General features: G+C 40.8%; 11 protein-coding genes and 1 tRNA gene. 2 read left to right on the top strand and 10 right to left on the bottom strand.

Annotation, left to right across the window (positions count from 1 at the left end; translation table 11 throughout):
- The 8 genes from BLS59_RS14080 to BLS59_RS14120 all read right to left on the bottom strand — a co-directional run.
- On the bottom strand, window positions 1–944 hold a 944-nt coding region (locus BLS59_RS14080; protein WP_091149934.1), incomplete at its 3' end, for a hypothetical protein.
- A gap of 86 nt (window positions 945–1,030) precedes the next feature.
- Entirely contained in the window at window positions 1,031–1,210 is a 180-nt protein-coding gene (locus BLS59_RS14085) for a hypothetical protein (protein WP_091149935.1), read from the bottom strand.
- Window positions 1,211–1,788: 578 nt separating this feature from the next.
- Entirely contained in the window at window positions 1,789–2,361 is a 573-nt protein-coding gene (locus BLS59_RS14095) for a TlpA family protein disulfide reductase (RefSeq protein WP_091149937.1), read from the bottom strand.
- 24 nt (window positions 2,362–2,385) lie between these two features.
- The gene (locus BLS59_RS14100) at window positions 2,386–3,663 is read right to left on the bottom strand and encodes a RagB/SusD family nutrient uptake outer membrane protein (protein ID WP_162842634.1); all 1,278 of its coding nucleotides are present in this window, start codon (window positions 3,661–3,663) and stop codon (window positions 2,386–2,388) included.
- Between the two features lie 118 nt (window positions 3,664–3,781).
- Window positions 3,782–7,240 (bottom strand): SusC/RagA family TonB-linked outer membrane protein, encoded by a 3,459-nt coding sequence (locus BLS59_RS14105; RefSeq protein WP_162842635.1) that lies wholly within the window; start codon window positions 7,238–7,240, stop codon window positions 3,782–3,784.
- A 198-nt stretch (window positions 7,241–7,438) separates the two neighbouring features.
- Entirely contained in the window at window positions 7,439–8,575 is a 1,137-nt protein-coding gene (locus BLS59_RS14110; protein ID WP_091149940.1) for a FecR family protein, read from the bottom strand.
- Window positions 8,576–8,692: 117 nt separating this feature from the next.
- Window positions 8,693–9,265: an RNA polymerase sigma factor gene (locus BLS59_RS14115; protein ID WP_091149941.1), complete on the bottom strand. Its 573-nt coding sequence runs from the start codon at window positions 9,263–9,265 to the stop codon at window positions 8,693–8,695.
- Window positions 9,266–9,571: 306 nt separating this feature from the next.
- A tRNA-Asn gene (locus BLS59_RS14120) sits at window positions 9,572–9,645 on the bottom strand.
- Between the two features lie 87 nt (window positions 9,646–9,732).
- Between BLS59_RS14120 and BLS59_RS14125 the strand changes: the two genes are divergently transcribed.
- Both BLS59_RS14125 and BLS59_RS14130 read left to right on the top strand, forming a co-directional pair.
- A complete protein-coding gene (locus BLS59_RS14125; protein WP_091149942.1) occupies window positions 9,733–10,647 on the top strand; it encodes a PfkB family carbohydrate kinase in 915 nt (304 codons plus the stop codon).
- Between the two features lie 77 nt (window positions 10,648–10,724).
- Window positions 10,725–11,450, top strand: a complete 726-nt coding sequence (locus BLS59_RS14130) for a DUF2490 domain-containing protein (RefSeq protein WP_091149943.1) — start codon at window positions 10,725–10,727, stop codon at window positions 11,448–11,450.
- Between the two features lie 80 nt (window positions 11,451–11,530).
- On the opposite strand, the gene BLS59_RS14135 is transcribed toward BLS59_RS14130, so the two are convergent.
- Window positions 11,531–12,268: a head GIN domain-containing protein gene (locus BLS59_RS14135; protein WP_091150207.1), complete on the bottom strand. Its 738-nt coding sequence runs from the start codon at window positions 12,266–12,268 to the stop codon at window positions 11,531–11,533.
- Window positions 12,269–12,494: 226 nt separating this feature from the next.
- The gene (locus BLS59_RS14140; protein ID WP_091149944.1) at window positions 12,495–14,171 is read right to left on the bottom strand and encodes a M1 family metallopeptidase; all 1,677 of its coding nucleotides are present in this window, start codon (window positions 14,169–14,171) and stop codon (window positions 12,495–12,497) included.
- Between the last annotated feature and the right edge of the window lie 236 nt (window positions 14,172–14,407).

The raw sequence follows: 14,407 nt of genomic DNA on the forward strand, positions 1-14,407 counted from the left end.
GGCGCTATCCACCTTTCGAGGTCAATCATCCGGCACCCTACGATCAGATTTGCTTCTTTGAGTTGTTTAAAGGCATCGGCCAATGCGGTGGCAGAACCCCGGAATAATAAAGGCGTATTAGGGGCTTCGTCATGTAACAATAGTTTCTCCAGCGCCGCATGTTCCTCGGGAATAAAATATTCTTTTAACAAACTGAATAATTGTGCCGCTGTGCCCGCTTTAAAGGTTGGATAGAAGCCGACAATTTTGGCAGCAGCTAACTGTTCGTAACTTAGTTCAGGTTCGGTAGTGGTTTCCTTTACTGCCGGTGTTTCAGGCACGTTGGGTGTTTCGGAATTAGGAGTTATTGACGTTTCGTTAGCGGTGTCAGGCGTGGCCGTTTCCGCTTCCCGTTTTTTCCTTTCGGCGTTCAGCCATTCTTTAAATTCGGCTTCAGATTGTTTCGGTTTAATAGCGGTTTCAGTTCTGTTGATCAGTTCCATTAAGAACTTTTCCCGTAGCTTTACCGATTCGCCTAGGTCTTCACCGAACTTGCTACTAACTACTATCTCTGCATCGGCGGATTGCAGGCCATTGACGATAAATAAATAATCCAACCTGACAGAAAAAATAAAGGAGCGGTTATAAACACGTGTCATCTCGGAATAGTTATCATGATAATAACCCCAAAACTCCTTAAAGCGGTTACGGACTTTAACCAGTTCGGTCAGCTGGATTTGAATAAGTTCTTTATCTAAAGTCATCAGGTCGATAAAGGCCATATCTTTCAATACCCTTAATTCGCTCCGGTAAGAAAAGCTGTCATAGTATGGCGTCTGGTAGGTGAGGTCATAAACTTTGACGTGCTTCTTGGCATTCGTTCCCCATTCCATGTAAATATCGTCTTCGACCACACGCAAGTCAAACGTTTGGATACGGATTAAAAAATCCTTTAGATGCTGCATAGGCTGGCAGATTTAAACACACAAATTTAGGCATTTATATTTTCTACCACAAAGAGCGCCCTGCTCCTTCAGGGCGCTCTTAACTATTAACTGACCCTATCATTAATATCATGAAAGGGTGGAAGAACGAAGGAGAATATTATTAATTTTTTCTTTTTGATAACAGGGTTCTTTTTCTCTTTAATCATATCCATCACCAGCCAAACGATTGCACCCATAATGAACAAAAGCAAAACACCAAAACCGATATAGTACCAGATTTTCATAAAGCTAATTCATAACTGGTGAAACATATTCGACCGTTAATTTAGTTTGTCGTTAAGCAGGCAAGGCAACAAACCGTGAATATGACAAAAAGCTAATTGCCAGTCATTTATCGTTGAAAGTTAATTAATTCGTTATGTCCATTATGTTAAGATGGCATGGTTAATAATTACTTGGACTATTTGCCGTATTCGGATAGGAGTAAATGATTTTTATCTTAAAGAGGTGCTTGAATAATAATTTCAATGACTATCAAATTTGCTTAAGTTTAATATGTAATACATTTATAGTTTTTTGAGTTATGACAATTTTAGTGGGTTTGTATCCTGCTTTAGTGATCAAAAGAGTATCAGTTGTAAACAATAAGATAGTTTCAAACCTGCCTTTGTCATCACTTACGGTACTTGATAGCCCTTTGATAGTTTTGATAGTGACTCCCTCGATAGGTTGATATATCCCCGATTTTATATCACCATAGATATGAATTGGCTCTTGGCCAAACAAAGTATTTAACCCGATTATCATTAGCGAGATTAGAATTATGTGGCATTTTATTTTCATTGGTGTCTTTTGTAATGGCTTAATGTTTATTTGCAATTATCTCGATCTTTTTCCCAGCGATACCTTTTTTAATATTTTGAATTGTCACTTCTTCTTTTCCAGTAATTCCAATGACTTTTCCATCCGGCCCTATCCAAACGCAATGTGGAAGACTATGAAATTGGAAATTCTTAGTAATGGAAGTGTCTTGGAATACAATAGGAAGTCGAAAAGGACGTGTAGACCATTCATTCATCCTATTGATGACGATTTGTACCCCCTTTTTACTATCACCCTCCCTTTTGGGATTGACAAGTAAAATTTGAATTTTATCAGGATATTGCCGTTGCAAGGAATCAAGTTCCGAAAATCCATCTATACAGGCCGAACACCACGTGGACCAAAAATCAAGTAGGATAAGTTTCCCCTTATAATCTGAAATTTTGCCAGACTTGATATGGCTATTTATAATATTGGTGATTTTTACGTCAGGCATTTTATCCCCGATTGAAAGTGTTTTAATGGTTTTTGATGTCTGGGCAAAAGTCTTAGCAGAGTTAAGCAGTAAACATGTAACCACTATATATTTTAATAATAATAAAAAAAATCTCATGATGTAACTGATTGATAATTAAGATTATGGATTTTGGATAAGTCCACTTATATTTACGGCATTCCTGTCGATTTCAAATACATAACGTTCACTCCCAGGAACAAGGGTATAAATCGTCCCATTCAAATTTCTTGATAGCGTTTTGGAGTAATTAACATCTTGATTTAATCGTCGAAGATCAGTCCACCTAAGTGTTCTAAATAATAAATCCTTTCGCCTCTCCTGTAAAATAAATGCAAGCAATTGAGTTGGATCTGTATTTGTATAAGGGGTGTAAGTGCCCTGTTTATATCGTGTAATTAACAGGCTGTTTATTGCTTGTAGGGCGACAGTTACATTGGCATTTCTTATTGCCGTTTCTGCTCTAATCAAAAACAATTCATTCGTGGCTATACCTGTAAACAAAGAAGCATTATTTTGGCCAGTATAATTTCCTTTAAATGCATAACTGCCGTTAGTGTTCTTTTTGAATAAAATGGTTTTTCTTAAATCGTTTACAGTATAACTGGCATACAGAATAGTATCAATTTTGGCTTTTGAGGATGATAGTGCTGCGGGTGCCGATGTTCTTGCATCATAAATTACTTCATCGTTAAATTGCGCGAACGGAATTGTTGCTGTAGTGCTGACGGAATTATAATTGATCAATTTATTGTATAAACTTAGTGCTGAATCGGCGTAGAGAGCAGCATTTTTATAGTCGCTCATGGATAAATATACTCTTGCCAACATTCCATAGGCCGCAGGTTTACTCGGCCTGAATTTTTGGGACGGACTGGCCGGTAATAATAGAACTGATCTTTGTAAATCGCTTAAAATGGAACTATAAGTTTCTGCAATGGAAGAACGCACGGGTTTTACGGCGATATCCGATGTTAACCTGATTACAATTCCCATATCGGTATTGGAAGTATTTTTATCATAAGCTTTAGCAAACAATTGAGCTAAGGCATAATGATTTGATGCACGTATAAATAAAGCGCTCCCCTGAACGATATTTTTCCTGGATATATCGGAAGTTGATATTTTGGAAAGGGCGTCAAGCACAACGTTAGTGTACTCAATTGTTGAGTAGGGTGCTGTATAATCGCCACCTATGTTATCATACTTTTGCCAGATATAATAGTTACGGGGCGCATCCGCAAGTGTGCTCCAATCAGTTGCTGTTAAGTAATAATCATCAGAACTCACTTCTGATGCTGAAGGGTAACGCGCATTAATAAAATTATAATAGTTCAAAATACCTTCCAGATCATCAATCGTTGAAGGAGTGGCAATTGTTGCATCGGGCTTCGCATCCAAATACTTATTGCATGAATAGAATGGCATACCAAGTATGACCAATATGAAAACATACGAATACCGTATGAAATGGAATGTGTAATTACTAAATATCTTTTTCATGTTACTATGTTTAAATTTATAAAGAGGCTTTTATACCCGCTGAATAACTAACCGGAGGTTTTATATCATAAATAATATCAGGGTCAATACCGGCCTTATTCGCTTTCCATAAGATGAAGTTTAATTGATTGGCATATAAATAAAATTGAAGTGATTTAAACCCCAAAATCTTCCTGTGGGGTATAAAATCATAGCTGAAATAAATGTCATTCAATTTGAAATTATCACCCTTTTCAACGTTTATAGAAGAATATTGATAGAATACATCCCGTTGGGAATTCGTAGGATAAATAAATGATGGAACATTGGTATGCATTTCATCGCCCGGTTTCTGCCATCTTTGGTCATAGTCCGAGTAACCGCCGCTTCCAGACGTAATAAGGTTACTATAGTTCGTCGCTGGCCTAAGGAAATAATAGTTAAGCTTATAAGTAATATTAACAGCCAATGAAAAATTTTTCCACTGGAAAGTGTTTCTAATTGTGCCAAACACGGGGGGGATTGCAGAACCATTGTTGACTTGCTGATCTAACTGGGTTTGGGTAAGCGCATTATAATCTGTACTGACCACACCATTAACATAACCTTGTGGATCGCCCGTTTTAGGATTTAGACCAGCCCATTTATAGGTAACAATTTCATAGGGATTATAATTCAATATAGGGAATATGTATGTCCCGGAGCTAACCAATCCTTGCGTAGCTGGTGGGTTAAGGTTTTTGACGACTTTATAATTTACATAATTAAATAAAACGGTTGATCGCCATTTTATAGCTCCATTGGTATTTAATGAATTTAAAACCAAGTCTATACCTTTAGAAAAGATGCTTGCGGAATTTTGACGGGCATTTGAAAAGCCAACTGTCGGGTCAAGTTGTACCCCATTGATCAGGTCATCTGAGTGCTTTGTATAATATTCGAACGAGCCATTCATTCTGTTACCAAATGAACTAAAATCCAGTCCAATATTTAAGGTTTTTACCTGTTCCCAACTTAAATGAGGATTTGGCGGCGAATTTATACCGACATACGGCAGATTGATTGGATTTCGCGAGGCAGTGTAGTATTGAATTTTTGTAAGTGCAGACTCATTTGGAGAAAGGTTACCACTTTCACCATAAGTTAAACGTAAACTTAGTTCAGGCAACCAAGAAACATTATAAAACTTTTCCCGATCAATTTTCCACATTGCACCTGTTGACCAAAGTGGTTGCCATTTTTGATTGGTACTTACCCCGAATATATTTGACGCATCCCTTCTTGCACTTGCAGAAATGGTGTACTTATTGGCATAGGTATATGAAGCATTGCCAAAAACTGATACAAACCGATTGACTAATTTCGTAAACCTTGTGCCATTTGTTATATAGGTATTCCCATATATTCCATCGTAAGTAGGATAAAGGTTAACAAAATCTACCGGTGTTGTGGTTAGGGTGTTGGGATCATAACCATAAGTCATTCCATAGATCGAACTGCTTTGAGTTTCTCTTATTTCCGAACCAACAATGGCAGAGAATTGATTTTTATCATTCCAGGTATGGTCAATGTTCAATTGGCCTCTTACGGCCTGTTGTTTATTAATCGTTTCCTGGCTATTTAAAATGGCATTTTTAGGAACAATATAAGTAACGGCGCTCCCGTGGATTTGTGTATAAGTGTTAATAGCATCTCTTGTAACATAAGAATCTAAGTTTTGTAAATTATTGAGGTCATCCCACGATTGTTCGTATTGATACTTCACTTCAGCCCTTAGCCAGTTAAATACCTTGTAAGAAGTGCCAAGATTTAACAATATATCGGTGTTGGTTGATTTATTATTGTTGTTTTGAAGCTCTTGTAACGGCCTGTATTTCCAATCTAATAGTTTTCCCGCGCCAGCCGTATCTGTAAAGGCTTTACTGTAATAAAGATCGATTGCGGCAGGCGTACCGTCATTGTTGACAAGTCTGGCGTAGGGAGAAATGCTATTGGGGTATATTTTATAACCGCCATAACCACCGGGGCTATTGGCAGTGGAGTTTGATTTCGTTAAGATTAGATCAGTTTGCAGTTGCCATTTTTTTGTCAGGTCGATGATATTATTTGATCGTATAGTTAACCTGTTATTGCCATTGCCCTTTAAATTACTTAAGTCATTATCATATCCTGCCGAAGCAAGGTATCTTATATTATTTCCTGAACCTGTGAGATTTAGATAATATTGCTGGTTAACAGAATTTTGATATAAGTATTTTTGCATATCAGTTCTCACATCTTGTCCCCTTAACTGATTGATGGCCTGATTAGCTTGTGAATCGGATATTTGCCCATTCCTTTGCTGGTTTAGAATATCAACCACCTGCGAATAAGCGGGGAAGGATGGATTAGAAAACAGGGCATCATAATAACCCTGACTGAATAGATTTTTTTCTAAATCGATATAACCATTCACAGACATTTGGTTTGCTGAAAACAAATTTGGTTTTGGTGAGATAGTTATATTGGAATTGATATTTACAGTTAATGGCTGATTAGCCTTAGCTTTTTTGGTCGTTATAACAATAACCCCGTTGCCTGCACGAGCACCCCAAATTGACGATGCGGCGGCATCTTTTAAAATCGTAATGCTTTCAATATCGTTGGGGTTTATATTATTGATATTACCAGCGTAAGGGAAATTGTCGAGTACAATTAATGGCGATGCAGAGCCATAATTTAAAGTGCTTAGACCATGAATCTGAATTGTGTGTTGTTGACTGTCATGGTTATCGAAAAGTAAGCCACTTGTCAATCCGTCAAGTCTACTTATTATATCTGGACTTACACGCTGATTGATTAATTGATTGTCGAGCTTATAAAATGAACCTGTCGCTCTTTCTTTTGGAATATCCTGATAACCTGTGCTTACGATGACTTCATCCAATTTACTATTAAAAGAATGAAGAATTATAGCTTGATATGGTAGATTCTCTGTAACTGTAAAAACATAAGAATTATATCCTATAAACGTTACTGTAATTTTATCGCCAGTCAGGGCGCTGATAAGAAAAGTACCGTTATCATTTGTAATGGTTGACGTATTTTGAGTGATGTTTTTTACTGTTGCACCGGGCAAGGGTGTGCCGATTGTGTCTGTTACCTTACCAGAAATCGTAATAGGAATAGCTAAAGCGTTTTTTATTTTGTCAAATAGAGATTGCTCTTTTTCCTTAACAATAATTGTCTTCTGATCAATCGTATAGGTCACCGGCTGATCCTTAAAACAGTCTTCCAGCACCTTAACCAGTGGCGTATTGGTTAAATGAATACTTACTGGTTTAGCCTTATCCAGCATTTGCGGGTTGTAGATAAAATCATAGCCCGTCTGACTTTTAATAGCGGTAAAAACCTTGCTTAAGGAAATATTGCGTTCGTTCAGGGTAATGTTCTGGGCGAAGCTCCTCGCGTGTACCTGAAGCAGTGCTGCGACTATCAAAACGAAGGTGAGTTTCATAACCAGCAGGATTTTTTTTAATGGGCAGGGTTGTTCCCCGCTTTCAGAGAATACGTAAAAATGCATACATTTACATGTTTGGGTTTAGTTATCAATAATTTGTGCGTCACATGAATTTAAATGGGTAACCCAGGCATTAACCGGGAGTGTTGGAAGCACTTCCGGTCTTTTTTTAGGCTACCGCTGCTCGTTGTAGAATTATGGCATCACCTGTAACCTCCTTCCATCCATTTTAAAGTGAATAATTCCGGTTGCTTCAAGTTTGCGTAATACTTCCGATGCGTTTTTAAAGCGCGATACCGAGCCGACAAATTCCTTACCTGTCATATCGCCCTGGTAAGTCACATCTATATCGTACCAGCGGGAGATCTTGCGCATGATGCTTTCGATATTTTCATCGTTGAAGATAAAATAGCCGTTCTTCCAGGCCATAACTTCGTTAACATCGACTGCTTTAATTTTAATTAAGTCATTGTTACCGCCTGAAATAAATGCCTGCTGGCCCGGCTTTAGAATGGCCTTTTGTTTATTGATAGTCAGCTTTACACTTCCCTCCAACAAGGTTGTTCTGATAGCTGGCTCATCAGCATAGGCATTGATGTTAAAGTGGGTGCCTAATACCTCCACCGTTTGCCCGCCGCTGCTTACTTTAAAAGGCTTGGCGGCATTATGCGCAACCTCAAAATAAGCTTCTCCCGTAATCTCCACAAGTCGCTCATCGCCGTTAAAAGCAGTCGGATATTTGATCGATGATGCGGCATTGAGCCAAACGTTAGTGCCATCGGCTAAGGTGAGGTGATATTGACCTCCTCGCGGTGTGGTCATGGTATTATATATTGTAGTGCCACTTTCAGATTTAGAAGCGTCATAAACAAGCTGGCCGTCTGCTGTCTTATTGATCCTGGTGTTACCTTGGTTGGCCAGTAATCCGTTTTTGGCACCTGTTAATACAATCTTTTGGCCGCCAGCCAATGTCAGGATAGCTTTATTACCGCCTGGGGCAATGTCATTTTTAGAAACTCGTACCGTTTGTTGTGCGGATGGTTTACGTAATAGAAAATAACCGCCAATGGATAAGCACAAAATAATGGAAGCCGCTGCTACGATACGGGGCCAAATAACCTTGCGGATACTGTGGGGTTGCCTGACCGCTGCCCGGATATGAGCAGATAATTCCGTATCTATCTCCTCCTGGTTCCCTAACAGTTCTTCGACCCAAGCACCGGATGTTTTTTGGAAAGAATTGTAATAAGCGTTATACAGCCTAATTTCTTCATCGGTAGCTGTACCATCGCTGATCTTTTCGGTTAATGTCAAAAACTCGATCTTGTTCATATGCCTTGTTACGCTTGTTCAACTAACGTTTATATCTGTAAGGCACACGAGCGATAGGGTAGCCCCTATGTACTATGAAATTATTTTTAAGAAATGTAAATTTAAAGTTCGGGTAGTTTATATAAAGAAGATCATCCAGGCGGAAAGGCGACCCATCTTCAATCTTAATTTTTTGAGATTGGTGGTCATTTGGTTCTCTACCGTCTTTTCGGAAATGCCCAATCGCTCTGCGATTTCTTTATTGCTCAGGTGTTCGGACCGGCTTAAATAAAATACTTGTCTCGCTTTGTCAGGCAGTTCCGAGGTAAATTGAGCAATGATCTGTTTCAATTCTCTTACTTCAAGGTTGTCATCATAAAATGGCAGTTCGTTTAGATCTATAACTTCCAACTCTGCAAAAAGTGCCCGTCTTACTTTGCCTTTACGGATATAATTGGCAACCTTATATTTTACAGCGGAAAACAGGTATCCTTTAGGGTTATTGATTTGCAGGGTCTCTCTATGTTCCCACAGCCAAACGAAAACCTCCTGCAATACATCCATGCAGCCACTTTTATCTCGGAGAATGTTATAAGCGGATTGATAAAGGATAGGCCAGTACCGGTTATAGATTTCTTCATAGGCTGCCTCGTCGTCCTTGTTTAAAAGGCCGATCAGTTCCTGATCAGAAAGCTTACTATACTTTGCCAATAGTTTTTTTAGTAAAACGAATATAATCAATTGTTTGACGGAAAGGAAATTATTGAGGTTGAAACGGAGATTAAGGCGATTTGCCTATTGGACTTTATATAGCTTTTAGTTTGATGAATTGCGATGGTGTACGGCCAATGATAAGGATATATTAGGTATAATTATGGCTGTTGAACGGTTTTGATTAAGCTAATCAGCACTTTTCTGCAAAACAAGGTTTATTGATCTTTTGCGGTTTTTTCTGCAAATCTTCTGCAAATAAAAAACCCCACTCGCCAGAGTGGGGTTAAATCATTGATTTTGAGGCTCCTGAGGCTGGGCTCGAACCAGCGACCCTCTGATTAACAGTCAGATGCTCTAACCAGCTGAGCTACTCAGGAGTGTTTTTCCGTTTGGAGTGGTGCAAAAGTATAATTTCTGAGGTAATTTCACAATATTTGTGGCAAAAAAAATTAAAATATTTTTACATGAGTTTGTTAGTTATTGGTACTGTGGCATTTGACGCCATTGAAACACCCTTCGGGAAGACAGATAAAATCGTTGGAGGGTCTGCAACCTTCGCAAGTTTGGGCGCTTCTTACTTTTTTGATGATATAAAAATCGTTGCTGTGGTAGGAGACGACTTTCCGCAGAGCGAAATTGACGACCTGAACAAGCACAATATTAATACCGATGGCTTGCAGGTTAAAAAGGGCGAGAAGTCGTTTTTTTGGAGCGGCAGGTATCATGATGATATGAACAGTCGGGATACGTTGGTTACCGAGCTTAACGTACTGGCAGATTTTGACCCCATTGTGCCGGAAACCTATCAAGATTGCGAATACCTCATGTTGGGTAACCTATCGCCCCAGGTACAGCAAACTGTTATACAACGCCTGCATAAACGCCCAAAACTGATTGTAATGGACACCATGAACTTTTGGATGGACATTGCGCTTGACGAATTGCACAAAACCCTGCAGATGGTTGATGTTTTAACCATCAATGATGCCGAGGCACGCCAGCTATCGGGAGAGTTTTCATTGGTTAAGGCCGCCCGTAAAATATTAACAATGGGTCCAAAGTACCTTATTATTAAAAAAGGCGAACACGGAGCACTGCTTTTCCACGAGAATAAGATCTTTAGCGCCCCTGCCCTTCCGCTTGAAGAGGTTTTTGACCCCACAGGCGCAGGCGATACTTTTGCCGGAGGATTTATTGGCTATATGGCCAAAGCTGGCACTGTGAGCTTCGATAATATGAAAAACGCCATCATCTATGGGTCTGCGCTGGCATCGTTCTGTGTAGAGAGGTTTGGTTCGGAGCGGTTGAGGAATTTATCACAGGACGAAATTAGTGCCCGCATTAGCGAATTTGTTGGCCTGGCGAAATTCGAAATCTAATAAAATCAGTATAAAATAACGCAGACCGGCAATTTGCAGCGCCTGTCTGCGTTTTCCATTTACATATATTTTTACCTATGCAATTGAAACAAAAACTATCAATTTTAATCGTATTAGCATTTTTAGTCCCGGCAAAGTTGTTTGCGCAGGATAACCAGTTCTCGGGATGGGCAGCGGTATTCCACTCCCAAAAGCTATCGCAACACTGGGGTTATTCGTTTGATGGCCAGTTTCGCTCGGCAGATCAGGTGAACTTTTTAAAGAATACCCTTTTACGCCCATCGGCTAATTATTATTTTGCTAAAAACAAGGTCGGAGCATTAGGTTACGCATATATTGCCACCAATGGCCGCACTGCATCCGGAGATAAAACCTTCAGGCCCGAGCACCGCATCTGGCAGCAGTATACCTACTCGCACAAAGTCGGTAAAAACGTTGCCGTGGCACACCGTTTCCGGTTAGAGCAGCGGTTTATGGGGCACTCGGCACCCAATAAAAACGATCAGTATTTTTCGCAGCGTTTAAGGTATTTTGTGCGCGGAATTGTTCCACTGAAATCAGATTCGGCCATTTTTACGCAAGGAGCGTTCCTGGCGTTGCAGAACGAAGTATTTGTTAATATTCAAAATAAAAACAAGGTAAACAAACATACATTCGATCAAAACCGTGCCTATGTTGCAGTAGGTTATCGAATTAATAAAATGATTGATATAGAAACCGGTTACCTTAACCAATACATTAAACAGGCCGAAAACTATACCCTGAACCATGTAGCCCAACTGGCGCTGTACACGCGGTTTTAAAGTATTTCACCAGGTTTTTAAAGCAAAAGGGCGATGAGTTTTACTCATCGCCCTTTTGCAATATATTAATAGTTAATCAGTTACAACCTGCTAATATCCCCGCTGCCTGCTTTTGAGGTAGATATACTTTTGGCACCGCCGGTGTAGTGAATATCGCCAGAACCGGTTACCGCAGCATCAACTTTGTTGCTGGCATTTACAACAGCATCGCCAGAGCCTGCTACGCGTACTGCGGTATTTATGGTTATAAGATCGCGGGCGGTGAAATCACCTGAGCCTACTACGCTAACTGTAGATTCATCTGCACGACCAGAAAGCTTGATATCGCCAGAGCCGGCTATGCTGCTTTGCAATGATTTAACGGTAACCCTGCCCAGCATATCGCCAGAGCCGGTAACCTTTAATTTAAGGGAATTAGTAGTAATACCTTCCTTGAAAAATATATCGCCAGAACCTGTTACTGCAATGCTGTTCAGGTCTTTAGCGGTGACGTATATCACCATTTTGCGGTTATTGCCAAAGCTCCAGTCGCCGTTGATGTTCTTTTTACTGTGGATCCTTAAAACGCCACTTTCCACTTCAGTTATAATACGGTCTATAACGTCAGATGGGGCCTCAACCTTAACTGATTCTGACGAGCCTTGCACAATTACAACATCAAACGAGCCGGCAAGGTCAACTGCGTTAAAACCCGATAAATGGCGGTCCTGGGTGGTTTGCTGCAGGATTTTGGCAACCGGGGCAGTCTTTGCGAACGTATAATTTACTGTTCCCGTGGCCAGCACAGCAACCAATAATAGTTTTGATAGTGATTTCATAATAGCTAATTGTTTAGTAGTTATAAGACGCAGGTTTTCCACATAGGTTGCAGCGTTTTGAAAATAAATTTAATCAACTTTTCCATCACCTATATTTAAAAAAATACGTTTTTAAGACCCAACAGACCACAATTTACATATTTCGTCAGTGCCCGTCAGTATGCCGTCAGCACGCGTCAGTAGTTCGTCAGTCGGCGTCAGTAGGTCGTCAGCAGCCGTCAGTAGTTTATTCAACTAAAACGCCGATGTAAAAGTTAAACGTATCCACTTCAATATTCTCTTTGGTAATACCGGTCAACTTTATCGGGGTGTAACTGGTGGTTGGGGTGATGAATTGATACTCGCCGCCTTTGGCCCTCACTTTTACCGGCATGGCAAAATCTTTGGCATCGGCATTTATCCAGCGGCAAAAAAGCCCGCCCGCGTTGCCCGCAATTTCCAGTATCGGCAAGTTTTTATGACGCAGGTACTGATCAAACACCGGCGATAAATTCATACCCGATTCCTTGTTGATATAATCAACCACCTGATCATAAGTTACCGTTTGGTGGTAAAATGTTTTGTTGAGGCCGCGCAGGATACCGCGCCATTTTTCATCATCGTTAATAATGGTGCGTACCATGTTCAGCAGATTGCCGCCCTTGTAGTACATATCGCCAGAACCTTCTTTGTTAACACCGTACGGACCAACAATTGGCCTGTCGTTCTGGATGGCGAGGCGGGTACCATGCACATACTCCTGCCCGGCTGGTTTACCGTAGTATTCCTCCACAAATAACGATTCGGAATAGTTGGTAAAACTCTCGTGAATCCACATATCGCCCAAATCTTTACTGGTGATGTTGTTGCCAAACCACTCATGCCCGCTTTCGTGCACCACAATAAAATCCCATTTAAGGCCCCAACCCGTGCCCGACAAGTCGCGACCCAGATAGCCGTTCTGATAGTGGTTACCGTAGGCGGTGCCGCTTTGGTGCTCCATACCCAGGTGATGGCTTTCTATCAGCTTGTAACCATCCTCATAAAAGGGGTACGGACCAAACCAGTGTTCAAAAGCTTTCAGCATTCGTGGTGCGTCAAGTCCCCATTGTTTTTTGGCTTTAGCCAGGTTGTAGCTTAACGGCCAGAAATCCATGGTGAGTTTGCCCTTTTCGCCCTGGTAATCGGTTTCATAATGGGCATAATCGCCAATGTTGGCTTCAATATCGTAGTTGTTTATGGGGTTGGCCACAAACCAATCAAACCGGGTATAGCCATCCTTTAATTTGGTAACCTTACGCAGTCTTCCGTTTGATACATCTTTTAAGCCGTTGGGCACGCTGATGCTGATGAGGGCGCTGTCTACCTCGTCGGCCTGCTGATCTTTTGTTGGCCACCACACGCTGGCCCCCATACCCTGGCAGGCTGTAGATACCCAGTTATGCCCCAGCGAATCTACATTAAACTCTATACCGCCATCCCAGGGTGCGCGCTTGGCAATGGTTGGGTTGCCCGAGTAATAAACGGTAAATTCATCTTTGCTGCCTTTAGTAATGGCATTGGGGAAAGTTAAAAACACGGCGTTAAACTCGCGTTTGTAGGCAAGCTCCTGCCCCTTATAAACTACCTTTTCAATTTTAAGGTTATTCCAAAGGTCGAACTGGAGTTTGGTAAAATCGGTTGTGGCGGTAAATTTAAACTGCACATTACCGCTGATGAATTTTTTGTCGATATCAAACTTCACATCAAGGTGATAATAGTTAATATCGTAACAGGTGCGCAGGGGCGTGGTTATGGAACCACGCAAAGTATCGGCACGGGTAAAAGTTTCTTTGTCGACACCCAATTGTGCCTTTACAGGAAGCGCGCAAGCCGCTGTAAGCAACAGGCCGAGCGCGTAAGCGTAAATATTTTTTCTTTGCATTGTATTTGGTTTTATTCGATGTAATACTTTTTAATGGTGGCCTTTAAGCCGCAGAGGTTACTCACCCCGGCTGCGCTGCGCTGGCCGACCCTCTCTTCAGCTGCGCTGGAAAGAGGGTGAAGGCATTCTTTATTTTTTTGTCACTTGCGCTCGTTTGTAACGAGTGCTCTCCGCGGTGGTGACGACTCACCCCGGCTACGCTTCGCTGGCCGACCCTATCTTCAGCTGCGCTGGAA

Source organism: Mucilaginibacter pineti, assembly GCF_900101875.1.
Lineage (GTDB): Bacteria > Bacteroidota > Bacteroidia > Sphingobacteriales > Sphingobacteriaceae > Mucilaginibacter > Mucilaginibacter pineti.

Excerpts from the sequence above, each read along its gene's own strand:
- BLS59_RS14130 (WP_091149943.1), top strand. The coding sequence starts at position 10,725 with ATGCAATTGAAACAAAAACTATCAATTTTAATCGTATTAGCATTTTTA.
- BLS59_RS14125 (WP_091149942.1), top strand. The coding sequence starts at position 9,733 with ATGAGTTTGTTAGTTATTGGTACTGTGGCATTTGACGCCATTGAAACA.
- BLS59_RS14085 (WP_091149935.1), bottom strand. The coding sequence starts at position 1,210 with ATGAAAATCTGGTACTATATCGGTTTTGGTGTTTTGCTTTTGTTCATT.
- BLS59_RS14140 (WP_091149944.1), bottom strand. The coding sequence starts at position 14,171 with ATGCAAAGAAAAAATATTTACGCTTACGCGCTCGGCCTGTTGCTTACA.
- BLS59_RS14135 (WP_091150207.1), bottom strand. The coding sequence starts at position 12,268 with ATGAAATCACTATCAAAACTATTATTGGTTGCTGTGCTGGCCACGGGA.
- BLS59_RS14105 (WP_162842635.1), bottom strand. The coding sequence starts at position 7,240 with ATGAAACTCACCTTCGTTTTGATAGTCGCAGCACTGCTTCAGGTACAC.
- BLS59_RS14095 (WP_091149937.1), bottom strand. The coding sequence starts at position 2,361 with ATGAGATTTTTTTTATTATTATTAAAATATATAGTGGTTACATGTTTA.
- BLS59_RS14110 (WP_091149940.1), bottom strand. The coding sequence starts at position 8,575 with ATGAACAAGATCGAGTTTTTGACATTAACCGAAAAGATCAGCGATGGT.